The 26,383-nt window shown below is 67.8% G+C and carries 24 protein-coding genes; 7 read left to right on the top strand and 17 right to left on the bottom strand.

The window, feature by feature from the left end; genetic code table 11:
- Positions 1-221: 221 nt before the first annotated feature.
- Genes moaC through trpD form a run of 3 tightly spaced genes read right to left on the bottom strand, consistent with a single transcriptional unit; the run spans position 222 to position 2,495 of the window.
- Complete coding sequence (moaC, locus tag RZN05_RS06545) at positions 222-689, bottom strand: cyclic pyranopterin monophosphate synthase MoaC (RefSeq protein WP_317225815.1); 468 nt, start codon at positions 687-689, stop codon at positions 222-224.
- A gap of 46 nt (positions 690-735) precedes the next feature.
- Complete coding sequence (trpC, locus tag RZN05_RS06540; RefSeq protein WP_317225814.1) at positions 736-1,503, bottom strand: indole-3-glycerol phosphate synthase TrpC; 768 nt, start codon at positions 1,501-1,503, stop codon at positions 736-738.
- On the bottom strand, positions 1,500-2,495 hold the full coding sequence (gene trpD, locus RZN05_RS06535; RefSeq protein ID WP_317225813.1) for an anthranilate phosphoribosyltransferase: 996 nt from the start codon (positions 2,493-2,495) through the stop codon (positions 1,500-1,502). The genes trpC and trpD overlap by 4 nt, the downstream gene beginning before the upstream one ends.
- Positions 2,496-2,621: 126 nt before the next feature.
- Here trpD and RZN05_RS06530 point away from each other — a divergent pair, with 126 nt between their 5' ends.
- The gene (locus RZN05_RS06530; protein ID WP_317225812.1) at positions 2,622-2,924 is read left to right on the top strand and encodes a hypothetical protein; all 303 of its coding nucleotides are present in this window, start codon (positions 2,622-2,624) and stop codon (positions 2,922-2,924) included.
- A gap of 6 nt (positions 2,925-2,930) precedes the next feature.
- Here RZN05_RS06530 and RZN05_RS06525 read toward each other — a convergent pair whose 3' ends face one another.
- A complete protein-coding gene (locus RZN05_RS06525; protein ID WP_317225811.1) occupies positions 2,931-3,515 on the bottom strand; it encodes an anthranilate synthase component II in 585 nt (194 codons plus the stop codon).
- A 111-nt stretch (positions 3,516-3,626) separates the two neighbouring features.
- On the opposite strand from RZN05_RS06525, the gene RZN05_RS06520 reads away from it, so the two are divergent.
- The gene (locus tag RZN05_RS06520; RefSeq protein ID WP_317225810.1) at positions 3,627-4,040 is read left to right on the top strand and encodes a hypothetical protein; all 414 of its coding nucleotides are present in this window, start codon (positions 3,627-3,629) and stop codon (positions 4,038-4,040) included.
- 30 nt (positions 4,041-4,070) lie between these two features.
- Here the strand turns inward: RZN05_RS06520 and trpE are convergent, their stop codons facing one another.
- Both trpE and RZN05_RS06510 read right to left on the bottom strand, forming a co-directional pair.
- On the bottom strand, positions 4,071-5,576 hold the full coding sequence (trpE, locus tag RZN05_RS06515; RefSeq protein WP_317225809.1) for an anthranilate synthase component I: 1,506 nt from the start codon (positions 5,574-5,576) through the stop codon (positions 4,071-4,073).
- Position 5,577: 1 nt separating this feature from the next.
- Positions 5,578-7,524, bottom strand: coding sequence for a peptidylprolyl isomerase (locus RZN05_RS06510; RefSeq protein WP_317225808.1), 1,947 nt, complete (start codon positions 7,522-7,524; stop codon positions 5,578-5,580).
- 113 nt (positions 7,525-7,637) lie between these two features.
- Here RZN05_RS06510 and tpiA point away from each other — a divergent pair, with 113 nt between their 5' ends.
- A complete protein-coding gene (tpiA, locus tag RZN05_RS06505) occupies positions 7,638-8,384 on the top strand; it encodes a triose-phosphate isomerase (RefSeq protein ID WP_317225807.1) in 747 nt (248 codons plus the stop codon).
- Here tpiA and RZN05_RS06500 read toward each other — a convergent pair.
- Positions 8,356-9,729, bottom strand: a complete 1,374-nt coding sequence (locus RZN05_RS06500) for an MFS transporter (RefSeq protein ID WP_317225806.1) — start codon at positions 9,727-9,729, stop codon at positions 8,356-8,358. The two genes, tpiA and RZN05_RS06500, sit on opposite strands and share 29 nt — an antisense overlap.
- A 412-nt stretch (positions 9,730-10,141) precedes the next feature.
- Between RZN05_RS06500 and RZN05_RS06495 the strand changes: the two genes are divergently transcribed.
- Positions 10,142-12,070: a putative bifunctional diguanylate cyclase/phosphodiesterase gene (locus tag RZN05_RS06495; RefSeq protein ID WP_317225805.1), complete on the top strand. Its 1,929-nt coding sequence runs from the start codon at positions 10,142-10,144 to the stop codon at positions 12,068-12,070.
- Here RZN05_RS06495 and RZN05_RS06490 read toward each other — a convergent pair.
- Positions 12,058-13,452: a leucyl aminopeptidase family protein gene (locus RZN05_RS06490; protein ID WP_317225804.1), complete on the bottom strand. Its 1,395-nt coding sequence runs from the start codon at positions 13,450-13,452 to the stop codon at positions 12,058-12,060. The two genes, RZN05_RS06495 and RZN05_RS06490, sit on opposite strands and share 13 nt — an antisense overlap.
- A gap of 225 nt (positions 13,453-13,677) precedes the next feature.
- Between RZN05_RS06490 and RZN05_RS06485 the strand changes: the two genes are divergently transcribed.
- Positions 13,678-16,029 (top strand): membrane-bound PQQ-dependent dehydrogenase, glucose/quinate/shikimate family, encoded by a 2,352-nt coding sequence (locus RZN05_RS06485; RefSeq protein ID WP_317227577.1) that lies wholly within the window; start codon positions 13,678-13,680, stop codon positions 16,027-16,029.
- A gap of 30 nt (positions 16,030-16,059) precedes the next feature.
- Here RZN05_RS06485 and RZN05_RS06480 read toward each other — a convergent pair whose 3' ends face one another.
- The 4 genes from RZN05_RS06480 to RZN05_RS06465 all read right to left on the bottom strand — a co-directional run bounded on the left by RZN05_RS06480 (position 16,060) and on the right by RZN05_RS06465 (position 20,170).
- Positions 16,060-16,965, bottom strand: a complete 906-nt coding sequence (locus tag RZN05_RS06480) for a hypothetical protein (RefSeq protein ID WP_317225803.1) — start codon at positions 16,963-16,965, stop codon at positions 16,060-16,062.
- Complete coding sequence (locus RZN05_RS06475; protein WP_317225802.1) at positions 16,965-18,356, bottom strand: serine hydrolase domain-containing protein; 1,392 nt, start codon at positions 18,354-18,356, stop codon at positions 16,965-16,967. Before RZN05_RS06475 ends, RZN05_RS06480 begins: the two co-directional genes overlap by 1 nt.
- Before the next feature lie 90 nt (positions 18,357-18,446).
- Positions 18,447-19,778, bottom strand: a complete 1,332-nt coding sequence (rimO, locus tag RZN05_RS06470) for a 30S ribosomal protein S12 methylthiotransferase RimO (protein ID WP_317225801.1) — start codon at positions 19,776-19,778, stop codon at positions 18,447-18,449.
- Between the two features lie 41 nt (positions 19,779-19,819).
- Positions 19,820-20,170: a DMT family protein gene (locus tag RZN05_RS06465; protein WP_317225800.1), complete on the bottom strand. Its 351-nt coding sequence runs from the start codon at positions 20,168-20,170 to the stop codon at positions 19,820-19,822.
- An 83-nt stretch (positions 20,171-20,253) separates the two neighbouring features.
- Here RZN05_RS06465 and RZN05_RS06460 point away from each other — a divergent pair, with 83 nt between their 5' ends.
- Positions 20,254-20,490 carry a hypothetical protein gene (locus RZN05_RS06460; protein WP_317225799.1) on the top strand — a complete coding sequence of 79 codons (237 nt, stop codon included), beginning with the start codon at positions 20,254-20,256 and terminating at the stop codon, positions 20,488-20,490.
- 23 nt (positions 20,491-20,513) lie between these two features.
- On the opposite strand, the gene RZN05_RS06455 is transcribed toward RZN05_RS06460, so the two are convergent.
- From RZN05_RS06455 to serS, 4 genes are all read right to left on the bottom strand, one after another.
- Complete coding sequence (locus RZN05_RS06455) at positions 20,514-21,521, bottom strand: potassium channel family protein (protein WP_317225798.1); 1,008 nt, start codon at positions 21,519-21,521, stop codon at positions 20,514-20,516.
- Positions 21,522-21,690: 169 nt separating this feature from the next.
- Positions 21,691-22,749 (bottom strand): M23 family metallopeptidase, encoded by a 1,059-nt coding sequence (locus RZN05_RS06450; RefSeq protein ID WP_317225797.1) that lies wholly within the window; start codon positions 22,747-22,749, stop codon positions 21,691-21,693.
- Positions 22,750-22,794: 45 nt separating this feature from the next.
- Entirely contained in the window at positions 22,795-23,559 is a 765-nt protein-coding gene (surE, locus tag RZN05_RS06445) for a 5'/3'-nucleotidase SurE (protein WP_317225796.1), read from the bottom strand.
- The gene (gene serS / locus RZN05_RS06440; protein WP_317225795.1) at positions 23,559-24,830 is read right to left on the bottom strand and encodes a serine--tRNA ligase; all 1,272 of its coding nucleotides are present in this window, start codon (positions 24,828-24,830) and stop codon (positions 23,559-23,561) included. Before serS ends, surE begins: the two co-directional genes overlap by 1 nt.
- Positions 24,831-24,919: 89 nt before the next feature.
- Between serS and RZN05_RS06435 the strand changes: the two genes are divergently transcribed.
- Positions 24,920-25,375, top strand: coding sequence for a host attachment family protein (locus tag RZN05_RS06435; RefSeq protein ID WP_317227576.1), 456 nt, complete (start codon positions 24,920-24,922; stop codon positions 25,373-25,375).
- Between the two features lie 84 nt (positions 25,376-25,459).
- On the opposite strand, the gene RZN05_RS06430 is transcribed toward RZN05_RS06435, so the two are convergent.
- Positions 25,460-26,329: a hypothetical protein gene (locus RZN05_RS06430; RefSeq protein WP_317225794.1), complete on the bottom strand. Its 870-nt coding sequence runs from the start codon at positions 26,327-26,329 to the stop codon at positions 25,460-25,462.
- Between the last annotated feature and the right edge of the window lie 54 nt (positions 26,330-26,383).

Here is a 26,383-nt window from a genome sequence, read left to right as displayed (position 1 = left end):
TCTACTTTCCACTCAGCCCGTGGCGCGGACCTTGCTCGTGCCGCCTCAAAGGCGGGTTAATTTTGACGGTTGTAGAATCCCTAACGCTGGGGCGGCCGGGTTCGTTCGAAGCGGCACAACGAGGGCGGGGCAGAGGTGTTCCCGTGGGATCGGGCCATGCGGTCAGGGCCGCAGACACACTGCGCCCCTCCCGGCCGTTTCCCCTGGAGGGGAGCGGGAAGTTAGGCGGCCCAGTCGCCCGATTTGCCGCCGGTCTTGGTGAGCAGGCGGATATCGCCGATGACCATCGCCTTATCGAGCGCCTTGGCCATGTCGTAGAGGGTGAGCAGCGCGACGCTGGCAGCGGTGAGCGCCTCCATCTCGACGCCGGTCTTGCCTTCGGTAGCGGCAGTGGCGGTGACGGTGACGCCGCTCGCGTCGGGGGCGAGGTCGATCGCCACGCGCGTGAGGGGAAGGGGGTGGCAGAGCGGGATCAGCTCGGCGGTCTTCTTGGCGGCCATGATCCCGGCGATGCGCGAGGTGGCGAGGACGTCGCCCTTCTGGACGCTGCCTTCGCGAATCGCGGCGGCGGCTTGCGCCGACATGGTGATGCGGCCGGTGGCGACGGCTTCGCGCGCAGTGACGGGTTTTCCGGCGATGTCCACCATGTGGGCGGCGCCGGTGGAGTCGAGATGGGTGAGGTTGGTCATAGGATCCCTCTCCTCACCGGGGAGAAGGAGATTGGCATCGCCTTGCTCATCCCACCATCGCCCTTGTCGCGGCCTCGATATCGTCCTGGCGCATCAGCGATTCGCCGATCAGGAAGCAGCGAATGTCGTGTTCGGCCATCGCGTCCAAATCGGCACGGGTGGTGAGGCCGCTCTCGGCAACGAAGGTGCAATTCCTGGGCGCATGGCGGACGAGTTCGTAGGTTTTCTGAAGGTCGACTTCGAAGGTCTTGAGGTTGCGATTGTTGACCCCGATCAGCCGCGACTTGAGCCTGAGCGCGCGTTCGAGCTCGTCGGCATCGTGGACTTCGACCAGCACGTCCATGCCGTGTTCGAAGGCCGCGGCCTCGATCTCGGCCATCGCGCCGTCGTCGAGCGCGGCGACGATGATCAGGATTGCGTCGGCGCCGATGCTCCGCGACTCCGCGACCTGCCAGGGATCGACCATGAAGTCCTTCCGCAGCACGGGGAGGTCGCAGGCGGCGCGTGCGGCGATCAGATAGTCTTCATGCCCCTGGAAATATTCGTAATCGGTGAGCACCGACAGGCACGCCGCGCCGCCGGCTGCATAGGCGCGGGCATGCGCGGGGGGATCGAAATCGGCACGGATCAGCCCCTTGGACGGGCTCGCCTTCTTGATCTCGGCGATCAGGCCATAGCCGCCTGCCGCCACCTTGGCGTCGAGCGCCGCCTTGAACCCGCGCGGCGCGCTGGGCGTCGGGCGCTCGGTGGGCGCGGCGCGGCGCGCGGCGACTTCGCTGCGCTTGGTGGCGAGGATCTTGTCGAGGATGGTCATGCGAAGGCGATCCAGCAGTCGAGCAGCGCGTTGGCAAGCCCGGCGTCGATCGCCTCGGCAGCCTCCTCGACGCCATCGACGAGCGTGTCGGCGCGGCCGGCGACCATCAGCGCGGCGGCGGCGTTGAGCAGGACCGCATCACGGTAAGGCCCGGTCTCGCCCTGGAGCAGGCGGCGCAGTGCAAGCGCGTTATATTCGGGGTCGCCGCCGCGGATCGCGCTGAGCGGGTGGCGCGGCAGGCCGGCGTCCTCGGGCGTGATCCGCGTGGGCAGCCGGGCGCTGCCGACATTGACGATGACGCTGCTCGCTTCGGTCGAAAGCTCGTCCAATCCTTCTTCGCCCGAGACGATCGCCGCGGCCTCGGCGCCGAGCTGGACCAGCGCCTCGGCATAGATCGGGGCGTAATCGGGGCGGGCGATGCCGATCAGCTGGCGCGTGACATGCGCGGGATTGGCGAGCGGGCCCATCAGGTTGAAGATCGTCCGCCGGGCGATGCGGCGGCGCAGCGGGCCGAGCCGCGCCAGGGCAGGGTGGTGGTGCTGGGCGAACAGGAAGGCGATGCCGATCTCGTCCAGGCTCTCCTGCGCGCGCGCGCCGGCGCGATCGAGGTTGAGGCCGAGTGCCTCCAGCGTGTCGGCGGCCCCCGCCTTGGACGAGGCGGCGCGGTTGCCGTGCTTGGCGACCGGCACGCCGCACGCCGCGACGACGAGGCTGACCGCGGTCGAGACATTGAGCGTGTGGTGGCCGTCGCCGCCGGTGCCGCAGACGTCGATCGCGCCGGCGGGGGCGGTGATCGGGATCAGCCGCGAGCGCATCGCCCGTGCGGCCTCGGCGATCTCGATGCTGGTCTCGCCGCGGGTGCTAAGCGCGATCAGGAAGGCCTCGATCGCGGGCTCCGGGACGGTGCCGTCCAGGATGTCGGTAAAGGCCTGCGCGGCGCTTTCGCGGGCAAGCGGCGAGGAAGGATCGGGCAGGAGCGTCGAGACAGTCACCGCGCCTCTATTCCGGGGGCGGCGGCGCGAGTCGAGCAAATCCTGTTGGGGGGCGGCCAAGCCGGGCTGTGGTGTGCGCTGGCGAGACGCGGTAGAGGCGTCGTCACGGACAAGTGGAGAAGTGGCATGCGTATCCTGTTGGCGATCGTCGCGCTCGGGTTGCTGGCGGGCTGCAAGCACCGGCCGCCGGCGATGACCGACATGCGCGTGACCTATGCCTGCGACCGCGCGCCGGGGATGATCGTCGAATATTCGGGTGAGACCGCGCGGATCGTCTCGCCGGGCAGCAACGAGGAGATCGTGCTGCAGCGCAAGCCGGTGAGGTCGGGTTTCTGGTACGAAAATCCGCGGTATAGCATCCGCGGCAAGGGCAAGCGGGTCACGTATGCAGTGGGGCGGATGGTGCCGATGGTTTGCACTGCATCGTAACGGGGCTCAGGCGAGCGCTTTCGCTTCGATCCCGGCCATCTTGAGGAAGTTCGCCAGCATCGCATGGCCGTGCTCGGTGGCGATGCTCTCGGGGTGGAACTGGACGCCGTGGATCGGCAGCTCGGCGTGGCGGAAGCCCATTACCGAGGCGTCGTCGGCGGTGGCGTTAACCAGCAGCGTGTCGGGAATGTCGGTAACGATCAGCGAGTGATAGCGCGTCGCGGTGAAAGGCGAGGGGAGCCCTTCGAACAGCCCGGTGCCGTCATGTGCGACCGGGCAGGTCTTGCCGTGCATCAGTCCGCCGCGCACGACCTTGCCGCCGAAATGCTGGCCGATCGCCTGGTGGCCCAGGCAAACGCCGAGCAGCGGCTTCTTGAGGTGGGCGCAGGCGGCGACCAGGTCGAGGCTGATCCCCGCCTCGTTGGGGGTGCACGGGCCGGGCGAGATCAAAAAGGCCTGGGCGTTGCTCGCCACCGCGTCGCGCGCGGTGAGCGCGTCGTTGCGCACCACCTGCACCTCGGCGCCCAACTCCATCAGGTAATGGACGAGGTTCCAGGTGAAGCTGTCGTAATTGTCGATGACCAGGATCATGCAGGCCCGGTTAAGGCGTTTGGGGCGAACGCACAATTGCCTTGGCGCGGCCATAGTGCCGCGGCAACGCGGGCGATGCAGAGGCGTCATCGATCGTCTTAAGGAGTTTCCATGCTTTCATTCCTCTTCGCCGCATTGATCGCCGGTCCCGCGCTGCCGCAGGACAGCGCCCAGGGCGACGGACCGCCGCAGCGGGTGCGCTCGATCCTGCTCTATGGCGACGAGCAATGCCCCAAGGCGCAGAGCGAGGACGAGATCGTCGTCTGCGCCAATGCCGGCGAATCGCCCTATCGCATCCCCAAGCGCTTCCGCGAGCAGCCCAAGGAGGGTCCGGCATCGAACGCCTGGACCAATCGCGTCGAAAGCGTCGAGCAGTTCAACCGCGCCGGGCTGCCCAACAGCTGCTCGCCGGTGGGCTCGGGCGGCCAGACCGGCTGCACGCGCGCGGCGATCCGGCAATGGTATCAGGAGCGAGTCGACCAGAAGGCTAAGGCCGCGCGGGTGCAGGGACCGGCGGAGGATTGATCGTTCCCCTCTCCCCTTGTGGGAGAGGGATTACTGGCCGAATCCCGCCTCGCTGGCCCGGGCAACCGCTTCGCGGGCGGCCGCGAACAGCGCACCGGCCTTGGCCTCGCATTCGCGCTGCTCATAGGCCGGATCGCTGTCCGCGACGATGCCGGCGCCGGCCTGGACGTGCATCATGCCGTCCTTGACCAAAGCGGTGCGCAGCACGATGCACGAATCCATCGATCCGTCGGGCGAGAAATAGCCGACGCCGCCGGCATAGGGCCCGCGCGTCTCCTGCTCGAGCTCGGCGATGATCTGGCAGGCGCGGACCTTGGGCGCGCCGCTGACCGTGCCCGCCGGAAACCCCGCGAACAGCGCGTCGAGCGCGTCGGCGCCGGGCTTGAGGCTGCCGACGACGTTCGAGACGATGTGCATGACGTGACTGTAGAATTCGACGGTGTAGCTGTCGGTCACCCGCACGCTGCCCGCCTCGGCGGCGCGGCCAACATCGTTGCGGCCGAGATCGAGCAGCATCAGGTGCTCGGCGCGCTCCTTGGGATCGGCGAGCAGCGACGCGCGGTTGGCCTCGTCCTCAGCGGCAGTCTTGCCGCGGGGGCGGGTGCCGGCGATCGGGCGGATGGTGATCTCGCCATCGCGCGCGCGGACGAGGATCTCGGGGCTCGATCCGGTCAGCGCGAAGCCGGGCAGGTCGAGATGGTAGAGGAAGGGCGAGGGGTTCACTCGGCGCAGCGCGCGATACAGCTCGAACGGCGGCAGCGCGAACGGCGTGGTGAAGCGCTGGGCGAGCACGACCTGGAAGATGTCGCCAGCGGCGATATAGTCCTTGGCGCGCGCCACCATCTCACCATAGCGGCCGGGCGCCAGCACCGGGGTCAGTGCGATCTCGCCCGGTTCGGCGCGGACCGGCGCGGGGAGCGGCGCGGTTGCGAGCCGCGCTGCCGTCGCATCGATGCGCTCGGCCGCCGCCTCGATCAGCGCGTCGGCCGCCTTGTCGGCATCGGGCCAGACCGGCGCGACGAGGAACAGCGTGTCGGCCAGCCGATCGAAGATCAGGATCACCGTCGGTCGCACGAACATCATATCGGGCAGGCCGACCGGGTTCTCGGGCGGGCGCGGCAGCGTCTCGACCAGCCCGACCGTCTCGTAGCTGAAATAGCCGACGAGGCAGGCGAGCGCGCGGGGCAGCTCGGCAGGCGCGTCCATCCGGCAGCGTTGGACGAGGCTGCGCAGCGCCTCGAGCGCGGGCTCGGCGCAGGGAGCGAACGCTTCGCGATCACTGAGCCAATGCGGATTGATCGCGGCGTCCGCGCCGGTGGCGCGGAACACCAAATCGGGGGCGAGCCCGATCATGCTGTGCCGCCCGCGCACCGATCCGCCCTCGACCGATTCGAGCAGGAAGTCGCCGCGGCCCGGCTCGATCAGCTTGAGCGCAGCGGCAACCGGGGTCTCGGTATCGGCGACTTCGCGCCGCCACAGCAGCGCAGGCCGGCCGGCGGCGAGCGCCGCCCGCGCGCCTTCGACGCCCTCGATCACCTCAGCGTGCCGATCCGGTGCGGCTCAGCTCGGCCTTGAGCGCTGCAATCGCCTTTTCGTTGCGCGTGACCTTCAAGTGGTTGCGCATCGACGCGATGAACTGGCGCGCATATTCCGGCCCGACCTGCGGCGCGATGTCGCCGCGCACGCGCTGGAGCGCCGCCGGATCGTTCGCGGCGCTGTGCTCCTCGACCTTGTCGAGATAGACCACGTAATAGCCCTCGCGGTTCGATCCCTCGACCAGCTTCGCCTTTTTCGGCGCCATCTGGAACGCCATCTGGAGATAGGGCGCCATGTTGGGGCCGAGGATCTCGGAGCGCTTGAAATCGAACGGCTTTGGCGGCGGACCCTTGGTGACGCCGGCCTCGGCCAGCGCCTGCTGCATCGGCACGCCCTTTTCGAGCTTGGCGATCATACCCGTGGCGACGGCGCGCGCCTTGGTCAGCGCCTGCTCGACCAGATAGTCCTTCACCACGCGATCGCGGATCTGCGCGAGCGGGCGCGGGGCGGCGGGGACGACCCGCTCGAGCCCGACCAGCGCGAAGGTGCCGTCGGCGCCGAGCGCGACGACCTGCGGCTCGTCGCCGGCCTGCTCGAAGGTGAAGCCGGCGCGCATCACCGGGGCGATCGTCGCATCGGGCTTGTAGTTGGGATCGTCGGGGTTGGTGCCCGCAGCGGTGAGCGCGGGCGAGCGCGTTGCGGTCAGCTTGGCGTCGGCGACCGCCTCGTCGAAGGTCTTGCCGTCGCCGACGCCGTCCTCGAGCGACTGGCGCAGCGCGGCGAGCGCCTCGGCGAGCTTGCGTGCGCCGATCTCGCCGGCGAGTTCGGTGCGCGCCTGGTCGAGCGTTTTGGCGGCGACCGCCTCGACCTTCTCTACCTGGAGGATGTGCCAGCCGAGCTGCGAGCGGATCGGGCCGGCGACCGCGCCCTGCGCCGCGGCGAAGGCTGCATCGGCGACCGCGGGGGCGGTCTGCTTGGCGAGCGCGGCCTTCTCGACGCCCTCGAAGCTGGTCGGCTCCAGCCCGGCGGCGGATGCGGCGGCGGCGAGCGTCTTGCCGCCCTTCACTTCGTTCGCGATGCGATTCGCCGTCGCCTGGTCGAGCGTGACGAGTTGGCGGACGCTGCGCTTCTCGGTAGCGGCGAAGCGGTTGCCGGCCTTTTTATAGGCGTCGGCGATCTCGGCCTCGGTGGCGGCGGTGCGGTCCTTGAGCGAGTCCGGGTTGACCACGGCATAGCGCAGAATCCGGCGCTCGGGCACGGTGTAGCGCGCGCGCTTGCCGTTGTACCAGGCGGTCAGCGTCTTGTCGTCGGGGTCGGCGCCGGGGTCCATCGCGATCGTCGAGACCAGCCCGACCACGCCGGCACGGCGCTCGAGCAGCAGCGAGGCATAGGGGAGGACGACGCCCTCGGGAATCTGGTTGCCGATCGTGGCGCGGTTGACGAACCAGCTACGATAGCGGTCGTCGGTCATCTGGTTGCGGAAGGTGACCGGCGAGATGCGGTTCTGGCCGAGCAGTTCCTCGAACTGCTTCTGGCTGAACTTGCCGTCGAGGCCGAAGAACGCCGGGTTGCTGGCGATCTCGCCGTCGACCAGCTTCTTGCTCACCTGCATGCCCGATTGCTTGCCGAACTCGACCATCGACGCGCCGTTGATCATCTCGTCGAGCGCCAGTTCGAGCCCGCCTTGCGCCAGGAACTGCGCCATCGTCACATTCTGGCCGCCGCGCTGGAGATTGCGCAGGAAGATGTCGATCCGCTCACGCAGCTCGGCGTCGGTGATCTTGCGGTCGCCGACCTTGGCCACAACGTTGCCGCCACCGGTGCCGCCATTCGAGCGCACGCCGGTGATGTCGCCCGCGGCGAAGGCGAGCGCGATCACCGCGAGGAACACGAACACCGCGATCAGGCCGAAGCGCGACTTGGTGAAGCGGCGGAAGGAATTGAGCATGAAGGGCCGTTCGAAAGAGGAATTTGAGGTGCTTTAGGGCGCTCTGGGGCGGCCTTCAAGCTTGTGCGGCGCGCATGGCTTGGTATCGGCCATGCAACGAAGAGGAGTAAGACATGCGCCGCAAGCTGGTCGCCGGAAACTGGAAGATGCACGGGCTCAAGGCGCAGCTCGGCGAAGTGGAGGCGATCGCAGCCGAGGCGGCGGCGAATCCCGGTGTCGATGTGGCGCTGTGCGTGCCCTTTACACTGATCGCGCCCGCCGTGGCGGTGGCGGGTGGACTGCCGATCGGCGCGCAGGATCTGCACGAGGCCGACAAGGGCGCCCATACCGGCTGCATCTCGGGCGCGATGCTGCGCGAATGCGGCGCGACGCTGACGATCGTCGGCCACTCCGAGCGCCGTGCGGACCAGCACGAGACCAGCCACGATGCCTGGGCCAAGGCGGCGGCGGCACGGCGCCACGGGCTGCAGGTGATCCTGTGCTGCGGCGAGACCGATGCCGAGCGCGACGCCGGGAGGGCGGAGCGGATTGTCCAGTCGCAGATCGAGAAGTCGTTGCCCGAGGGCGCGCATGGCGACTGGCTGACGCTGGCCTATGAGCCGCGATGGGCGATCGGCACCGGCAAGACCCCGACGCTCGACGAGATCGGATCGATCCACGCGATCGCGCGCGCCAAGCTGCGGACGATGGTCGGCGATGCGGCGGCGGGCATTCGCATCCTCTATGGCGGATCGGTGACCGGCGCGAATGCGGCCGACATCCTTGCGGTCGACAATGTCGATGGCGCGCTGGTCGGCGGGGCGAGCCTGACCGCCGAGAAGTTCGTGCCGATCATTCGGGGCGCGGCGTCGCTTTCCTGATTTCTCCGAGCGTCAGCAGTGCAGTGAGGCTGGAGGCGGCGGCGAGGGTTGCGCCGACCACCACGCCACCGTGGAAGGCGGTGATGAGTTCGCGGCCGGCGCTGGCGATCACTGCGCCAGCGATCGCAGTGGCGATCAGCCCGCCGGTGCGCGCGATCGCGCTGTTGAAGCCAGAGGCGGTGCCGCTATGCGTGTCGTCGACCGAGGCAAGCACCGCGGTGGTCAGCGGTGCGGCGACGCTCGACATCCCGATCGCGATGACCAGGCAGCCGGGAAACACCGAGCTCCAATAGGGCGCGCCATCATCGACCAGCACGAGCAGCCCGAAGCCAATCGCGACGATCGCCGCGCCGATGGTCAGCGGCCAGCGCGGGCCGACCCGCGCAGTCAGCCGCCCCATCACGCGCGAGGCCAGCCCCATGCCTAGCGGCATCGGCAGCAGCGCGAGCCCGGCCTGGAGCGCGGTATAGCCCGCCGCCTCGATCAGCACGAAGGGGAGGAGGAGGAGCACCCCGCCGAGCGCGCCGTAGAGCAGGAAGGTGAGCAGCGTCAGCCCGGCAAAGGCGCGCGAACCGAACATCGCGAACGGCATCATGGCGCGAGCGCCGCGGTGATGCTCGATCCACAGGAACGCCGCAGTGGCGAGGATGCCGGCGGCGAGCCCGATCGCGACGCTGGCGTCGAAGGCGCGGTGGCTCGACCAGAGCGTGAGCCCCCAGGTGATCGCGCCGAGCGCCACCGTGGCGGCGAAGGCACCGGGCAGGTCGAGCGGCAATTCGCCCTCGGCGCTTTCCTCGACATAGTGCAGCGCGATGAGGATCGCCGCGGCGGCGACGGGCACGTTGACGTAGAAGATCGCGCGCCAGCCGATCGCGTCGACCAGCCAGCCGCCGAGCGGCGGTCCGACCGCGCCGGCGATCGCGCCGACGCCCGCCCAGGTGCCGATCGCCTTGCCCCGCGCCTCGCCGGTAAAGGCGTGGCTCAAGGTCGCGAGGCTGTTGGGGAGCAGGATCGCCGCGCCGATTCCCTGTGCGGCGCGTGCGGCCAGCAGTAAAGTCAGGTCCGCGGCGACTGCGCATGCGACCGAGGCGAGCGCGAAGATCGCGATGCCGAGCACGAGCAGCTTGCGTCGCCCGAAATGGTCCCCCGCCGCGCCGCCGATCAGCAGCAGCGCCGAGAGCGGCAGCAGATAGGCATTGATCGTCCATTGCAGCTCGGCCGGGCTCGCGCCGAGATCGGCACCGATCGCGGGCAGCGCGACGTTGGTCACCGACCCATCGATAAAGGCGAGGCTCGACGCGAGGATGCAGGCGACGAGAGTGAGCCTGGGATGCGGAGGCTGCATAGCAGGGGCGTAGCAGAGCTGAACGCTGGCGAGGAGAGGCTTGGTTCGATGTGCCTTCCCAGTCGTCACCCGGCCGGTGCCGCACTCGAGGCGCTGGAGGCGCTATGGGCTCGCCCAGCCACGTGGGGGACGCCGGCACAAGGCCGGGTAACGGGGGCGGCTTGCAACGGGGGTCGCGGGCGATCGGATGGGCGGGCACGGCGCGATCCGCTTTGGGATACGGCACCCGGACGTGTTCGGCGTGCTCCATGAGACAGAGGAATATCGCGGCGGCTGGGGCGACCGGCAGTGGGGCGCCGATAGGCGTATATATACCAAGAATTTGCCCGTTTTCGCGCGCAAGCTGCTGTTCGAACAGGGTTAACGTCGCGCCAGCCGTGCCGGGGCCGGGTGGGGCCCGCTATAAGAGACTATGCTGCGGTTATCGTTCCCTGCCGAACCGATCGACAGCGACCAGGAACGCGCGATCCTGGTCGAGCAATTTCGCGCGCTGCGCAAGCAGGTGCCGCTGATGTACGTGATGATGTTCGTCGATGCGGCATTTCTGAGCTTCGCGGCCCACGGAACGGTCAGTCCGTATTGGAGTCTCGGCATGCCGGCGGCGCTGGCGTTGTTCTCGGGGATCCGCGCGCTCTTCTGGCTCCAGCGGCGTAGCTTCACGCCCGCGCCCGAGGCAATTCCCCGCTATCTGACCGGGACGATCATCGTCGCGGCGATACTGAGTTTCGGCTTCGGCAGCTGGGGGCTGGTGCTCTATGCGGAGGGCGATCTGGTGCGCCGGGCGTGCATCGCGCTCTACATCTTCATCGGCGCGATCAGTTGCTGCTACTGCCTCCATCCGCTCCCGAGGGCGGGGCAGGCAGTGCTGCTTTTCGGGGCGTTGCCGGCAACGCTGTGCCTCATTTTTTCGGGCGACTGGTTCCTGTGCGGGCTCGGCGTCAACATCCTTCTGGTGGCGACGGTGATCCTGCGGATCCTGCGCACCAGCCATGCCGGCTTCATCGAAGTGCTGGCATCGCGCACGGACATGGCGGCCGAGAAGCGCCGCGCGCAGGGCGCCGAGCAACGCGCGCACCAGCTCGCCTATCACGATCCGCTGACCGGGCTGCCCAATCGCCGCGCGCTCGCCGAGGCGCTGGAGAACCGCACCGCCGACGGCGATCCGCTGGGGCTGCTCGTCATCGACCTCGACCATTTCAAGTCGGTCAACGACGTTCACGGCCATCCGGTGGGGGACCAGCTGTTGCGCGACGTGGCGGCGCGGCTGAGCGCGGTCGTCGCCGAACAGGGGACAAGCTACCGGCTGGGCGGCGACGAGTTCGCAGTGATCGTCGAGGCGGGGGCCGAGGGCGCGCGGCGCACCGCCAATGCGATCGTCCATGCGATGCGCAAGCCGTTCGGCAGCTTCGATCTCGTCCACCATATCGGCGCCAGCGTCGGTATCTCGCTCTATCCCGACGACGCGCTCGACCGCGAGACGCTGATGCGCCGCGCCGACATCGCGCTGTACGCCGCCAAGCAATCCGGCCGCAGCCAGCATTGCGCGTTCGAGCCGATGCTCGACGCCGAGATCCGCCGCCGCGCCGCGATCGAAAGCGAGATGCGCGAGGCGATGGCGGCCGACGCATTCGTGCCCTATTACCAGCCGATCGTCGACCTGCGCAGCGGCACCACCTTCGGCTACGAGCTGCTCGCGCGCTGGCGGCGCGCAGATGGCGAGGAGATCGGGCCCGACCAGTTCATCCCGATCGCCGAGGAATGCGGCCTGATCAACGAGCTGATGCTCCGCCTGCTGCGCCGCGCCTGTGCCGAGACGCGGCACTGGAACACGATCATCGCGATCAACGTATCTCCCACCCAGCTGCGCGATCCCTGGTTCAGCCAAAAGGTGCTGGCGGTGCTCAAGCAGGAGCAATTCCCGCCGCCGCGGCTCTCGATCGAGATCACCGAGAACGCGCTGATCGCCGATGCCGAGAGCGCCAAGCAGACCGTCGAATCGCTCAAGAACCAGGGGATCCGCCTGGCGCTCGACGATTTCGGTACGGGCTATTCGTCGCTCCAGCACCTCCAGATGCTGCCGTTCGACAAGATCAAGATCGACCGGACCTATATCCGCGCGATCGAGCGGGATCCGGCGGCGCTGCGGATGGTGCGCGCGATGATCGCGATGGCCCAGACGCTGGGCCTGCCCGTAGTGGCCGAGGGGATCGAGACCGCGGCGACTGCGCGCATCGTCCGCGAGCTGGGCTGCAGGCTCGGCCAGGGCTTCCTGTTCGGCCATGCGATGGCGTGCGCCGATGTCGAGGCGCACGGCATCGAGGGCTGGATTCAGCTCGCGTAGCGGTCCTTGAGCACCTTCCAGGTGGCGCGCAGGCTGACCGCCTCGGCGCCCTTGGGGCGGCCCGGCTTGGACGCGCTGTTCCAGCAGAAGATGTCGAAATGCGCCCATTGCGCCTTGGCCGGCGCAAATTCCTTGAGGAACAGCGCCGCGGTGATCGCGCCGCCGAACGGGCCCTCGGCCGCATTGACCAGATCGGCGACGTCGGACTTCAGGGCTTCCTTGTACGGATCGTAAAGCGGCATCCGCCACATCGGATCGGCTTCGGTCTCTGCGGCGGCGAGCAGTTCGGAGGCGAGCGTGTCGTCGTTGGCGAAGAGCGCCTGGAGATCGGCGCCGAGCGCGACACGGGCGGCGCCGGTCAGCGTCGCGAAGTCGAACACGAGCTCGGGATTGGCTTCCTCGGCCTTGGTCAGCGCGTCGCCCAGGATCAGCCGGCCCTCGGCATCGGTGTTGCTGTTCTCGACCGACAGTCCCTTGCGCGAGATCATCACGTCGCCGGGGCGCGTAGCCTCGCCGTTGATCGAATTCTCGACCGCGGGGACGAGCATGTGGAGGCGGACGGGCAAGCGATGCTGCATCACCAGCTCGGCGAGTGCGAGCGCGTGCGCAGCGCCGCCCATGTCCTTCTTCATCAGCCGCATGCCGGCGGCGGGCTTGATGTCGAGCCCGCCGGTATCGAAGCACACGCCCTTGCCGATGATGGCGATGCGCGGATGCTCGGGATTGCCCCATTCGAGTTCGATCAGCCGCGGCTCGCGGCCTTCGCCGGCCGCCTTGCCGACCGCCCAGAGCATCCCATAGCCCTTCTCGACGTCCTTGCCCTTGGCGACGCTGAGTGTGGCGCCATAGTCCTTGGCCAGACCGGCGGCGGCGGCTTCGAGGTCGGCGGGGCCCATGTCGTTGGCGCCGGTGTTGATCCGGTCGCGCAGCTTGAAGGTGACGTTCGCCAGCCGCAGCGCCTCCTCCATCTTGGCGGGGTCGCCGGTGAGCAGGACGCGCGGACCCTGCACCTTGTCGTCCTTCTTTTTGTAGCGGTCGAACTTGTACTGCGCGGTCAGCCAGCCATGGAGCGCCTTGCCGGGCTCGCGGCCCTCGACGCGATAGGTACCCTCGGGCAGCGTTTCGGCAAGCTTGGCGAGGCACCAGGGGGTCAGCCGCTCAACATTGGCAACGACGCTGACCACCGACCAGTCTTCGGGCCCGTCGCCCGGCAGGATTGCGCTCGAATAGCCGGTCGGCGCCAGCTTCTGCGCCTGCGCGGCGGTGCGGTGGCGCGGCGGCTGCGCGGATAGCCAGGCATCGAAGCCCTTGGCATCGACCAGGTGGATGGTGCGCGCGGGCTGGCCGCGATCGGGCTGGATGAGCGTGGAGAGATCAGGCATGGCCACGATCTAGGGTCGCGAGGCCGCTGCGCCTAGCCCCAGTCCCAAGATGAAATTTTGTTCATTTCGGAACCGGCCCTTCTGCCGGCTGGTTGCCATTGGATCCTGCGCGCCTGCAACGACGCGTCGGCGTGGAGACCGACCGTGACCGACACTCGAAGCTATTCGGACAATGGACCCGTGGTGACGGAAACCCGGTCGCGACGCTGGGGCAGCTGGGTGTCGATGCTCGTCGGGGGACTCCTCGCACTGATCGGATTGGTCCTGGCGATCGGCGGCGCGTGGCTCGCACTGCTCGGCGGCTCGCTTTACTATCTGCTCACCGGCGTGGCGATGATCGCGGCGGGCGTGCTGCTGATCCGCGGGCGGATGACCGGCGGGTGGTTGTATCTCGCGATCGTCGTGCTCAGCGCGATCTGGGCGTGGTGGGAAGTGGGCGCCAACGCCTGGGCGCAAGTGCCGCGCGTGATCGCGCCGGTGGTGCTGCTGCTCGCGGTCATCGCGGCGATGGCGAGCATGAGCCTGCGGCGCGAGCGGTGGCGCTTCGCCTTGGCCGGCGGCGCGCTTGCGCTGGTGCTCACCACGATCGACTTCTGGGCCGCCGCTGCCGGAGCCCCTGATCCGGTGCTGCGCGGGCTTCCCGCTGCGTCGACGCAGGGGATGGGCGACCCTTCGGGCCAGCAGGTCGGCGCCGACTGGCCGGCTTATGGCGGCACGACCAGCGCGCGGCGCTATTCGCCGCTGACCCAGATCAATGCCGAGAATGTCGGCAAGCTCAGGCGCGCCTGGGAAATTCATACCGGCGACCTCCCGTCCTCGCCGCAGATCCGCAACACCTATGGCGCCGAGAATACCCCGCTCAAGGTGGGCGACAGCCTGTATCTGTGCACGCCCAAGAACATCATGATCGCGCTCGATCCGGCGACGGGCAAGCAGCGCTGGCGCTACGATCCCAAGGTGCCCGACACTGCGATCCCCTACACCGCGGCCTGCCGCGGCGTGGTTTATTACGCCGTTCCGGGAATGGCGGCGGACCAGCCCTGCGCAACCCGGATCATCGAAGGGACGCTGGACGCGCGGCTGATCGCCGTCGATGCGCGCTCGGGACAGCTATGCGCCGATTTCGGCAGCAACGGCCAGGTCGACGCCAAGATCGGCATGGGCAAGGTTCCCGACGGGTTCGTCTCGATCAATTCGCCGCCGACGCTGGTGCGCGGCGTGCTCGTCACTGGGCACCAGGTGCTCGACGGACAGGATCGCTGGGCGCCCTCGGGCGTGATCCAGGGCTTCGACGCGCGCACCGGTCAGCTGCGCTGGGCCTGGGACATGATGCACCCCGAATGGAACGGCGCGCCGCCTGCCGGGCAGGAATGGGCCCGGGGCACCCCGAACATGTGGACGATCGCCTCGGGCGACGAGCAGCTCGGCCTCGTCTATCTCCCGATGGGCAATGCCGCGGCGGATTATTATTCGTCGCTGCGCCGGCCCGAGGAGAATCAATTCGCGACGTCGCTGGTCGCGCTCGACGTCACCAGCGGCAAGCCGCGCTGGCGCTTCCAGGCGGTGCGCAAGGACGTGTGGGACTATGATTTCGGCGCGCAGGCGACCCTGGTGGACTATAAGGGTGCGCCGGCGCTGGTGCTGCCCTCCAAACAGGGCGACATCTATGTGCTCGATCGCCGCACCGGCCAGCCGCTGACCCCCATCGGCGAGATCAAGGCGCCCGGCGGCGGGGTCGAACCGCAACAGCGCGCGGTGACCCAGCCGGTGTCGCTGTGGCACACGTTGCGCAAGCCCGACCTGACCGAGCACGACATGTGGGGGATGTCGCCGATCGACCAGATGATCTGCAGGATCCAATTCCGCCGCGCGAGCTACAAGGGCTTCTTCACCCCGCCCGAGAGCGATCGTCGCTCGATCGAATATCCGGGCTATAACGGCGGAACCGATTGGGGCGGGATCGCGGTCGACCCGGCGCGCGGGGTGATCGTCGCCAATTACAACGACATGCCCAATTACGTCCGGCTGGTGCCGCGCGCCGAGGCCGACAAGAAGGGCTGGGCGCCGCGCGAACAGGCTCGCGGCAAGATCGGCGGCGCCGAGGGTGCGGGCGATCCTCAAGCCAACACGCCGTATGCGATCGACGTCAATGCCGGCTGGCGGCTGCCCTTCACTGGCATGCTGTGCAAGCAGCCGCCTTATGGCGGTATCCGCGCAATCGACATGGCGACGGGCAAGACGATCTGGGACCGCGCGTTCGGCGAGGCGCGGACCAACGGGCCCTTCGGCATTCCGTCGATGTTGCCGATCACGATCGGCACGCCCAATAATGGCGGCGCGGTGGTAACGGCGAGCGGGCTGGTGTTCGTTGCCGCGGCGACCGACAACCTGATCCGCGCGATCGACCTGCGCACCGGTAAGACGGTGTGGAAGGACGTGCTGCCCGGCGGCGGGCAGGCGACCCCGATGGTCTATGAGATGAACGGCAAGCAGTATCTCGTGATCTATGCCGGCGGGCACCATTTCATGCAGACGCCGGTGAGCGACGAGGTGGTGGCCTACGCTTTGCCTTCGTGATTGGTGCTCCTGCGTTCACAGAAGCACAGACTACCTGACGTTGGGCGCGCACATCGAGAGTGCGCGGTCGATGATATGGAGCAGGCGCTTCCGCCCTTCCGCGAGCCCTGCGGCGCCATCGCCGCGGTCGAGGGTCTCGAAGTTGAGATAGTCTAGGCCGTGGAGCACTGCGTAGTTCGACAGCGAGCCATCGCTGGCGACGACGCGCTCCTGGACGACGTTGAAGTCCGCGCCGACCATCGCATCGCGGCAGAAGGCGGTGCTAGGGCTGGCTCCGGTACGATAGGTGGCGAAGGCGACGGTGTCGTCGTCGTCCCACGGCCACGCGCGGCGCTGCGAGGGGCTGGGGATCAGCGTGTCGTCGCAATAGCGGATCGAAATCACCCCGCTGCCTTGCGGATCGGACTGGTTGCAGCGCGACTCTGCGGTGTCGAAGCCCGGCGCATTGGTGTGGAGCGCGATGATCGGCATGCCCGGCCGAAGGTCGGCAAGGATGCGGCGGGCATAGCCCGGAAGCGCGGTATCGAAATTGCGGTTAGGGTCGACGGGGCGCCCATAGTCCACCGCGTTGTTCATCCGCGCGCCATCCTCCGCAATGCCGGCATCGACGGCGATCAGCGTGCCGCCCCATCGGCGCACCGCTTCCAGCCCCGCTTCGAACCCGGCATTCTCGTTGTCGTGGGGCACGAACCACAAGGGCCCCTTGGGATGCCGAACATTGGCGATGCGCCACAGCCGCCACGCCGCGCGCTCCTCGCGAAACTCGATTCGGCTGACCTTTAGCCCCCTCCAATCGGCGGGGTCGCGATGGCGGGCGAAGTCGTCGTCCTGGACGGTCAGCGGATCGACGGGCGTCACCCGCGTCGTCGGATCGGCCGGGCTGGCGCTCGACAGCCCGAGCCAGGCGAGGCTGGCGAGGAGAGGCAGGCGCAACATCAGCTTGCGGGCGTGACCATGAATTCCTCGATCTTCCCGTCGCGGCCCGGATCGGCATAGGTGATGAGCGTCAGCGTCCGCGTGGGATAGACGATCCGGTAGTTGCGGTTGACGAAGCCGCCGCGCAGCCGCGGGGCGCCGAGCGGCTCGATGCTGGTCGGGGCGCCGAGTGGGCCGAGGCTGTCGCGATAGTCGCGAACGGTCTCGGCGTTGAAATAATAGGCCGCGTTTTCGGTGAGCAGGCTGCGGTCGGGCTCGCCTTTCTGGAGCGCGGCGTAGAAGTCGCGGGCGAGCTTGGTGCGCCAGGCTTCGTCGTCATTGGCCTTGGCGGCGGGGAGGAGCAGGCTGACGATGCCGTTGGCGATCGTCGACTGGGCGTTGCCGAAATCGCCGTTGACCAGAGCGACCACCGAGAGGCGCGCGTCGGGGATCACGATGCTCTGGCTGAGGAAGCCGACCGCGGCGCCGCCGTGGCTGACCTGCTTGTAGTCGCCGCGCTGGCTGAGCGACACGCCGAGCCCGTAATTGGCCGGGCTGCCGTCGGTCAGGCGGATCATCCGCTCCTGCTCGATCCAGTCCTCGGCGGGGAGGAGCTTCCGCTCGATGCGGGCGATGTTCCACTTGGCGAGTTCGGGGGCCGACATCGCGAGCTCGCCGGTGGCGAACATCCAGTCGGCGCCGGGCACGATCACCGGGCGGATCGGGCCGAGCGCGTTGCGGCGGTAGCCGGTGGGATAGCCTTTGCCGACCGCAAGATCCTGATCGACCGGGCGGATGCCGAGCGGCTTGAACAGGCGGCGTTCGAGGAACGCCAGGATCGGCTCGCCGGCGACCTTCTCCAGGATCATCCCCGCGGCGACATATCCGGTGTTCGAATATTGCCACTGGCTGCCGGGCGCGAAATCGAGCGGCTTCTTGGCCCAGCGATCGAGTATCGCCTGCGGCGTCGCGCGGCTCTCCATCGCGGCGAAGCTATAGTCCTGCGGCCAATAATCCTGCAGCCCCGAGGTATGGCTGAGCAGCTGGCGGATGGTGATCGTTGCGCCGCCCGAGATGCCGGGAAGGTATTTGCCGATCGTGTCGTCGAGGCTCAATTTGCCATCGTCCTCGAGCAGCAACAGCCCCGCGGCAGTGAACTGCTTGGAGATCGAGGCGATCTGATATTTGGTGTCGGGCGTGGCGGCCGGGACGTTGGGCCCCTGATTGCCCCATGCCTTGGTGAAGACGATCTTGCCGTCGCGCACGATCGCCACCGACGCCGAAGGGACCTGGGTCGAGGCCAGCGCATCGGCGACGATCCGGTCTACCTGCGCCGATTGCTCGGGCGTGAGCTCTTGCGCCGCTGCCGGCGTAGCCAGAAGAAGCAGTGCGGCGAATGCGGTACGGATCATGGGGCCTCCGGGTTCGGCGCCGAGCATAGATGCTGCTGCGCGCCTGTCACCGCGACCTTGGCCGCAGGTTATACCCTGCGCAAGAGACGCTCAGCGCGCGAGCGGGACACCGTAGAGGTCATGCTCGTCGGCGTCCTCGATCTCGACCTGGACGATATCGCCCTGCGTGAGGTGGCCGGCGTCGCGCAGGAAGACCTCTCCGTCGATCTCGGGCGCGTCGGCCTGGCTGCGGCCGGTGGCGCCGTCCTCGCCGACTTCGTCGATGATGACCTCGAGCGTGCGGCCGACTTTGGCCTGGAGCTTCGCGGCGGAAATCGCCGCGGTCTTCTCCATCACCCGGGCGTAGCGCTCTTCCTTGACTTCTTCGGGCACCGGATCGGGGAGGAGGTTGGCCGTGGCGCCTTCGACCGGTTCGAAGCGGAACGCGCCGACGCGATCGAGCTGGGCCTCGTCGAGCCAGTCGAGCAGGTACTGGAAGTCCGCCTCGGTCTCGCCGGGGAAGCCGACCACGAAGGTCGAGCGGATCGTGATGTCTGGGGCGATCGCACGCCAGCCACGCAGCCGCTCGAGCACCTTGGCCTCGTTGGCGGGGCGGCGCATGCGGCGGAGCACGTTGGGCGCGGCGTGCTGGAACGGGATGTCGAGATAGGGGAGGATCAGCCCCTCGGCCATCAGCGGGATGACCTGGTCGACATGGGGGTAGGGGTAGACATAGTGCAGCCGCACCCAGGGCGCGATCTTGCCGAGCTCGCGGGCGAGGTCGGTCATGTGGGGGACGATTTGCTCGCCCTTCCACATCCGCGGCTCCTTGCGGATATCGACGCCATAGGCCGAGGTGTCCTGGCTGATCACCAGCAGTTCCTTGGTGCCCGCCTCGACGAGCTTCTCGGCCTCACGGAGGATCGCGTCGGGGCGGCGGCTGACGAGGTCGCCGCGCAGGCTCGGGATGATGCAGAAGGCGCAGCGATGGTTGCAGCCCTCGGAAATCTTGAGATAGCTGTAGTGGCGCGGCGTCAGCTTGAGCCCGGCATCGGGGACGAGGTTGACGAAGGGCGAGGGCGGCATCGGTGCCGCCTCGTGGACCGCGCCCACGACTTCCTCATATTGGTGCGCGCCGGTGACCGCGAGCACATTGGGGAAGCGCGCGCGGATGACTTCGGCTTCCTTGCCCATGCAGCCGGTGACGATGACGCGGCCGTTCTCGGCGATCGCCTCGCCGATCGCCTCGAGCGATTCTTCCTTGGCGGAATCTAGGAATCCGCAGGTGTTGACCAGCACGATGTCGGCGCCCTGATAATCGGGGGACATCGCATAGCCGTCGCTGCGCAGCTTGGTGAGGATGCGTTCGCTGTCGACGAGGTTCTTCGGACAGCCGAGCGACACCATCCCGATACGAGGGGACTCAGGGAGTTTGGTTGCCATGATTGCGGGGCGACATAGGCTTTTTGGCGGAAAAAGCTAGCTCAGGCCGAAACCGGAGCCTTGAACAGGAAGAAGGCGCCCGCCGCGATCAACGCGAAGCCGATCAGGTGGTTCACCGTGATCTTCTGGCCGAGATACAGAACCGAGAAGGCGGCGAAAACGCTCAGGGTGATGACTTCCTGCATGCCTTTCAATTGCGCGGCCGAATAGACGCCGCTGCCCCAGCGGTTGGCGGGGACGGCGAGGAGATATTCGGGAAGCGCGATCAGCCAGCTCACCAGGATCACCAGGAGCAGCGGCGCGGCCTTGAACTTGAGATGGCCATACCAAGCGAAGGTCATGAAGACGTTCGAGACGACGAGCATAAGGATGGGGAGCAGGCGTTCGGTCATGTCGGGGTTTTGGCGGCTGGAAGTTGCTTTCGCAACGGAGCGCGCCTTCGAACGTTCGGAGGCGCAGGCAATGGAGACCATCGATGGGCTTCTTTACGCTGATCGGCTGGATCCTCGCCGAACTGGTAGGGGGAATAGGCGCGGGCTGGGTAGCAGGCGAGATCGCGAACCGAGTGTTGCCGCCCAGCACCAGCGGATTGCCGCCTGCGGCAATCATCGCCCTGGTCATCGGGGGACTCGTGATATTCCTGCTGGAGCGGCGCTGCCGCCGCAAATATGGCGAGGGGCCGCTCGATCTGTTGCAGTTTCCCCATTATTGAATGGCGCCTCTAAGCGGCAATGATCAGCCCGTGACGATCTCCAGGATCGTGTCTCCGGCGAGCAGTGCCTGGGTCTGGGGTTCGGCGAAGCTGTAGGGCTGGCCATCGCGGTAGATGCGGACGCCGAGGCCGGTGGCGAGCGCCGAGAGCGGCTTGCCGATTTCGTCGGTTCGCGCCTGCCGTTCCTTGAGCTGGACGCGGCCGTGGATCGAGGCGAGGTCCATTAGATAGTCGGACAGGTGCTCGCCCTGGCACGATCCGGCGAGGAGGAGGCCCGCGAAGCTCACCGGATTTACCACGGTGGTGGCGCCGGCGGCGCGGGCGGGGAGTTCGTTGTCCTCGTTGCGGACGATCACGCTGATCGGGAGCGCGGGCGCCAAATGGCGCGCGGTGAGGGTGATGAGGATCGATGTGTCGTCGCGCCCGGCACAGACGATCATCGACTCCGCCTGGCCGATGCGTACGTCGGTGAGCACTTGGTCACGCGTGGCATCGGCCTGGAGGACCGTGCAGCCGCACGCCTTGGCGCGCTCGATATGCTCGGCATTGGTGTCGACCACGACGATGCTGCCGCGATCGCGGCCGCGCGCGATCAGTTCGTCGACGGTCTCCGCGCCGGTGGTGCCATAGCCCGCGACGATGATGTGGCCTGAAAGGGTCTTCTGGATCACTGCCATTCGCCATTTGTCCCAAGTGCGCTTGAGCACGAAATTATAGGCGGTGCCGAGGAAGAGCAGCACCACGAACACACGGATCGGCGTGACGACGAACGCGTCGAACATCCGCGCCGAATTACTGACCGGCACGATGTCGCCATAGCCCGTCGTCGTGACCGAGATCGATGTGAAATACAGGATGTCGAGGAAGGAGACGTGGCCGTCTGCAGTATCCTTGAGCCCGTTGCGCTCGATCCAGTGGACGCCGACCGCGAGCGCGAGCAGCGCCAGCACCGCAAACACGCGCCAGCCGATCGATACCCAGACGGGCAGGCTCGACTTGCGCTTGAGCGTGGCGGGAGGACGGGCGGGCATTGTTCCTCTTCTATCCCCTCCCTGAAAGGGAGGGGCAAGGGGTGGGTTTAGCGTCGGGCAGGGCTCGATGCCCTGACTGAGGCTTTGATGCTGGGCGATGAGTCTTTTTTGGCGCGCAGACGCGCGCACCCACCCCAAACCCTCCCTTTCAGGGAGGGGGGCATGGAGCCTAACGCGCTGCGAGCCTCGTCAGCGGATCGACCGGGGTGCGGCCCTGGCGGATTTCGAAGTGCAGCTCGGGCCGGTCGGCGAACCCCGAGTTGCCGGAGAGCGCGATCATCTGGCCTTTCTTGACCGACTGGCCGCGCTGGACGAGCAATTGTCCGGCATGGCCATAGACCGTGGTGGTGCTGCTGCCGTGCTTGACGATGACGAGGCCGCCCAGCGCCGGCACGTCGCTGCCGACATAGGCGACAACGCCGTCGGCGGCGGCGAGGACGGGTGTGTCGAGCGGGACGGCGATCTTGATGCCGTCGTTCCGCTCGCCGCTCTTGCCCGGGCCGAAGCGCTTGACCACCGATCCCTTGACCGGCCAGGCGAACTGGCCCGCGGTGCGCACCGCCGGTGCCGCGACCGGCGTGGTGGCGGGAAGCACGCGCTTGGCAGTGGCCACCGGCTTGGCCGGTTGGGCATTGGCCGCGAGCGCGGGCTCGCCGCCGGTGAGGATGTCGTCGATGTCGATATGGAAGCGCGCGGCGCGCTCCTCGATCGTCTCGGGGCGGCTGCTCGGCACCAGCAGCCGCTGGCCGGTGCGCAGGATATAGGGCTCCGCGAGCGCGTTCGCGGCGATGATGCGCGACCAGTCGACGCTATAGGCACGCGCGATGGCGATGCCGGTCTCGCCGGCGCGGACGAGGTGATAGCGGCCGCCGGGGATGCTCAGGCGCTGACCCGGCTGGATAACATAGGGGGGCAGCAGGTTGTTGGCGCGGGCGATCGCCTCCGAGCCTGCGCTGGTCTTGACGGCGATCGAGCGCAGCGAATCCCCCGGCTGTACGACATAGGTGCTGCTTGCGACCTGCCTGGCATCGGCAGTGACGCGGCGCGCTTCCCAGGCGGGCGGCGGCGCGGGCAGCGCGCGGACGTCCTGATCGATCGAGCGGCGCTCGAACTGGTCCGGCTGCTGCTGGGGATAGTCGGGGGCCTGATACCGGCCGGGACCGGCCTCGGCCGGAATGCAGCCCGAAAGCGCCCACGCGCCAAAAAACAACACCCCAACCCGGCTCATCAACACGCCCCCATGCTTAAATTTTAATAAAACAAACCGGGGTGGTCAGCAATAGAGCGCCTTGAGGCCTTCCAGCGAGTCGTGGTGGGTAAGATCGAGGTGGAGCGGGGTGAGGGTGATCCAGCCCTGCTCGATCGCCTCGAGATCGGTGTCGGGGCCAGCGACGTTGGGCAGGCGGCTCATCGCCAGCCAGTAATAGGGGAAACCGCGCGGATCGACGCGCTTGTCGAGCCCGACCCGGCCATAATCGCGCAGGCCCTGCGACACGGGCTTGATGCCCTTGACGGCGTCGGCGGCGATCGGCGGGAAGTTGATATTGACCAGGGTGCGCGGCGCCCAGGGGGCATCAAGCAGGGGTCGGAGCGCGCGCTCGCCCCAGGCCTCGGCGGTATCGAACGGGACGGCGTCGCCCATGCCGGTGCGCTCGTAGCGCTGGCTGAGCGCGACCGAGCGGATGCCGGCGAGCGCGCCTTCCATCGCGGCGGAGACGGTGCCCGAATAGCTGACGTCCTCGGCGAGGTTGCCGCCGCGGTTGACCCCCGAGAGGATCAGGTCGGGCGGCGAATCCTTCATCGCCTCGGCAAGGGCGAACATCACGCAATCGGTGGGCGTGCCGCGAACGGCGTAGCGATCGTCGCCCATGCGGCGGACGCGGAACGGCTCGGTAAGGGTGAGCGAGCGGCTCTTGCCCGATTGCTCCTCGGCGGGGGCGACGACGGTGATGTCGTCGGAAATCGTCCGCGCGATGCGTTCGAGCACGGCGAGGCCGCGGGCGTGGTAGCCGTCGTCGTTGGTGAGGAGGATGCGCATCAGCGCGGTTCGAGCCGGTTGAGGCCGCCGAGATAGGGCTGCAGCGCCTCGGGAACCGCGACCGAGCCGTCTTCCTGCTGATAGTTCTCGACCACCGCGACCAGCGTGCGGCCGACGGCAAGGCCCGAGCCGTTAAGGGTATGGACGAAGCGAGTCGCCTTTTCGCCCTCGGGACGGTAGCGCGCGTTCATGCGGCGGGCCTGGAAATCGGTGCAGGTCGAGACGCTCGAGATCTCGCGGTAGCGCGCCTGGCCTGGGAGCCAGACTTCGAGATCGTAGGTGCGCGCGGCGCTGAAACCCATGTCGCCGCTGCACAGCTTCATCCGGCGGAAGGCGAGGCCTAGCTTGTCGAGGATGTCCTCGGCGCAAGACGTCATCCGCTCGTGCTCGGCCTCGGACGTATCGGGCGTCGTGATCGAGACCATCTCGACCTTCTCGAACTGGTGCTGGCGGATATAGCCGCGGGTGTCGCGGCCCGCCGAGCCCGCTTCGGAGCGGAAGCAGGGCGAGAGCGCCGTGAATCGCAGCGGAAGTTCCTCTTCGCTGAGGATCCGCTCGCGGACGCTGTTGGTAAGGCTGACTTCGGAGGTGGGGATCAGCCAACGGCCGTCGGTGGTCTCGAAGCTGTCCTCGGCGAATTTGGGGAGCTGGCCGGTGCCGAACATGCTCTCGCTGCGCACGAGCAGCGGAACCACCGCTTCCTCGAAGCCGTGGTCTCGGGTGAGCGTGTCGAGCATGAACTGGCCGAGCGCGCGGTGGAGGCGGGCTGCAGAGCCGCGCAGGAAGGTGAAGCGCGAGCCCGAGAGCAATGCACCGGTTTCGAAATCGAGCCCAAGCGCGGGGCCGATCGCGTCATGCTCCTTCGCCTCGAACGCGAAGACCGGGGGCGTGCCACGCTCGTGGATGAGCTGATTGTCTTCCTCGTCGGCGCCCTCTGGCACGTCGGCGAGGGGGAGGTTGGGGATCGCGGCGAGCGCGGTGGTCAGTTCGGCACCGACGGCTTTTTCCTCGGCGTCGATCGCCGGCATCCGCTCCTTCAGTGCGGCGACTTCGGCCATCAGGTCAGTGGGATCGTCGCGCCGCGCCTTGGCGGCGCCGATCGCCTTGCTTGCCTCGTTGCGGCGCGCCTGCGTGGTCTGAGCCTCGGTGATCAGCGCGCGGCGACGCTCGTCGAGAGCGAGCAGTTCGGCCGATCGGGGTTCGAGCCCGCGCTTCGCCAGTCCGGCGTCGAAGGCCTCGGGGGTTTCGCGGATGAACCGTATATCGTGCATGGCCGGGCTATGGCTGCGCGCGATTGCCTGCGCAACCCTGGGGCGTGAGGGCGCGTTGGAGGATCAGCAGCAAAACAAGGAGAAGAATGATGCAGGTTCCGCACGATACAGTCGTGGTGGTGGCGGACGGCCGCAAGATGCTGTTCCTCAGGAACGAAGGCGATGCCGTGCATCCCAACCTGCAAGTCGAGAAGAAGGTGGTCGACAAGCACAATCCCGCGCACAGCGAGCAGGCGACCGACCTGGCCGGCGGCGCGTCGAGCACGCGCGGCGGCGGGCAATGGGGCGGTGGCAACATGGCCGAAGTCGATTTCCACCAGCAGGAGGAAGACCGCTTCGCCGCGGACACCGCCGAATTGCTCAAGAAGCGCGCGTTGGCCAACGATTTCGAGTCGCTGATCATCATTGCCCCGCCCAAGACCCTGGGCGAGCTGCGAAAGCACTATCACAAGGAAGTCAGCGACCGGCTGAAGGCCGAGATCGCCAAGGATCTGACCGACCACACCGTGCCGCAGATCGAGGAAGCGCTGGCGCGGGCGGAATAGAAGCGCCGGCACCCCGGCGAAAGCCGGAGTCTCGGGCCGCATGCCCGGTTGCATGCTATCCCGGCTTTCGCCGGGACGACGGATTCAGGCGGCCGCTTCGGCCGCCTTTTTCTTGGACCAGCGTTTCCGGACCACCAGCGCCGCCGCGGCGCCGCCGAACAGCAGGATCATCGGCGGTGCGGGCACCGGCTCGGGGCCGCCGGGGGGCGAAGGCGGAGGATTATGGCCGCCGCCGCAATGCTTGCCCCATTTGCAACCCCAGCTGCTCGACGTGCTCCAATTGCCCGACGTGCTCCAGTTTCCGCTCGACGAAGTCGAAGTGGAGGAAGACGTCGAAGAAGAAGTCGAGGACGACGTCGAAGAAGATGTTGACGACGAAGTCGAGGATCCACCGGTCGAAGTGCTGGTCGAGGAGCCACCAGTAGACGTGCTGGTCGACGAGCCCCCGCTTGAAATCTCGATATTGATGCCGCTGCTGCCCGAGCTGCTTCCGGAGCTGCCGAAGAAGCCGCCGGCGAAGAACCCGCCGCCAAAGCCCCCGCCATAGCCGCCCCCGCCGCCGACCACGCCGGCCGCCGCGCTGCTCGCCGCGGCCACTACCGGCATTTCGCGCGGCATCGGGATCGGCGCGCCCTGAGTGGTCACGACGACGACTTCGGGCTTGGTCGTGGTAGTCGTCGTGGTGACGACGCGGCGCACGAGCTTCTTGCGCGGCGCTGCGCCCTCCGCGGCCGCCTTGCGCACGACGCGCTTCTTGGCGACCGTGTACTGCTTCACTACGCTGGGCTGCGTCACGCGCTCCACGGCATACACGCCGCTGCCACCGATGACTGCGCCGCCACAGGCACATGCGCAGAGTTTCGCCAAGGCCATGCGAACCGACATGATGTCCCACTCTTCCCTGTTGCTGGCGCTCGCTCCCCACGGGACCGTCAGCAGCTTCTGCGCCGTCAATGTCCGACAAACGCAAAACAAACTATTAAGCGCAAGCGCCGCCAGGGGCATTTA

Origin of the sequence: Sphingomonas sp. HF-S4 (assembly GCF_032911445.1) — a bacterium.
Lineage (GTDB): Bacteria > Pseudomonadota > Alphaproteobacteria > Sphingomonadales > Sphingomonadaceae > Sphingomonas > Sphingomonas agrestis.
This window is presented reverse-complemented; position numbering and strand designations above follow the sequence as displayed.

Coding starts and splice junctions, on each gene's coding strand:
- rimO (WP_317225801.1), bottom strand. CDS start 19,778: ATGGCAACCAAACTCCCTGAGTCCCCTCGTATCGGGATGGTGTCGCTC.
- RZN05_RS06500 (WP_317225806.1), bottom strand. CDS start 9,729: ATGCAGCCTCCGCATCCCAGGCTCACTCTCGTCGCCTGCATCCTCGCG.
- tpiA (WP_317225807.1), top strand. CDS start 7,638: ATGCGCCGCAAGCTGGTCGCCGGAAACTGGAAGATGCACGGGCTCAAG.
- RZN05_RS06490 (WP_317225804.1), bottom strand. CDS start 13,452: ATGCCTGATCTCTCCACGCTCATCCAGCCCGATCGCGGCCAGCCCGCG.
- RZN05_RS06435 (WP_317227576.1), top strand. CDS start 24,920: ATGCAGGTTCCGCACGATACAGTCGTGGTGGTGGCGGACGGCCGCAAG.
- moaC (WP_317225815.1), bottom strand. CDS start 689: ATGACCAACCTCACCCATCTCGACTCCACCGGCGCCGCCCACATGGTG.
- RZN05_RS06455 (WP_317225798.1), bottom strand. CDS start 21,521: ATGCCCGCCCGTCCTCCCGCCACGCTCAAGCGCAAGTCGAGCCTGCCC.
- RZN05_RS06520 (WP_317225810.1), top strand. CDS start 3,627: ATGCTTTCATTCCTCTTCGCCGCATTGATCGCCGGTCCCGCGCTGCCG.
- RZN05_RS06480 (WP_317225803.1), bottom strand. CDS start 16,965: ATGTTGCGCCTGCCTCTCCTCGCCAGCCTCGCCTGGCTCGGGCTGTCG.
- RZN05_RS06450 (WP_317225797.1), bottom strand. CDS start 22,749: ATGAGCCGGGTTGGGGTGTTGTTTTTTGGCGCGTGGGCGCTTTCGGGC.
- RZN05_RS06460 (WP_317225799.1), top strand. CDS start 20,254: ATGGGCTTCTTTACGCTGATCGGCTGGATCCTCGCCGAACTGGTAGGG.
- RZN05_RS06530 (WP_317225812.1), top strand. CDS start 2,622: ATGCGTATCCTGTTGGCGATCGTCGCGCTCGGGTTGCTGGCGGGCTGC.
- RZN05_RS06485 (WP_317227577.1), top strand. CDS start 13,678: ATGCTCGTCGGGGGACTCCTCGCACTGATCGGATTGGTCCTGGCGATC.
- trpC (WP_317225814.1), bottom strand. CDS start 1,503: ATGACCATCCTCGACAAGATCCTCGCCACCAAGCGCAGCGAAGTCGCC.
- RZN05_RS06465 (WP_317225800.1), bottom strand. CDS start 20,170: ATGACCGAACGCCTGCTCCCCATCCTTATGCTCGTCGTCTCGAACGTC.
- serS (WP_317225795.1), bottom strand. CDS start 24,830: ATGCACGATATACGGTTCATCCGCGAAACCCCCGAGGCCTTCGACGCC.
- RZN05_RS06525 (WP_317225811.1), bottom strand. CDS start 3,515: ATGATCCTGGTCATCGACAATTACGACAGCTTCACCTGGAACCTCGTC.
- RZN05_RS06495 (WP_317225805.1), top strand. CDS start 10,142: ATGCTGCGGTTATCGTTCCCTGCCGAACCGATCGACAGCGACCAGGAA.
- RZN05_RS06510 (WP_317225808.1), bottom strand. CDS start 7,524: ATGCTCAATTCCTTCCGCCGCTTCACCAAGTCGCGCTTCGGCCTGATC.
- surE (WP_317225796.1), bottom strand. CDS start 23,559: ATGCGCATCCTCCTCACCAACGACGACGGCTACCACGCCCGCGGCCTC.
- RZN05_RS06475 (WP_317225802.1), bottom strand. CDS start 18,356: ATGATCCGTACCGCATTCGCCGCACTGCTTCTTCTGGCTACGCCGGCA.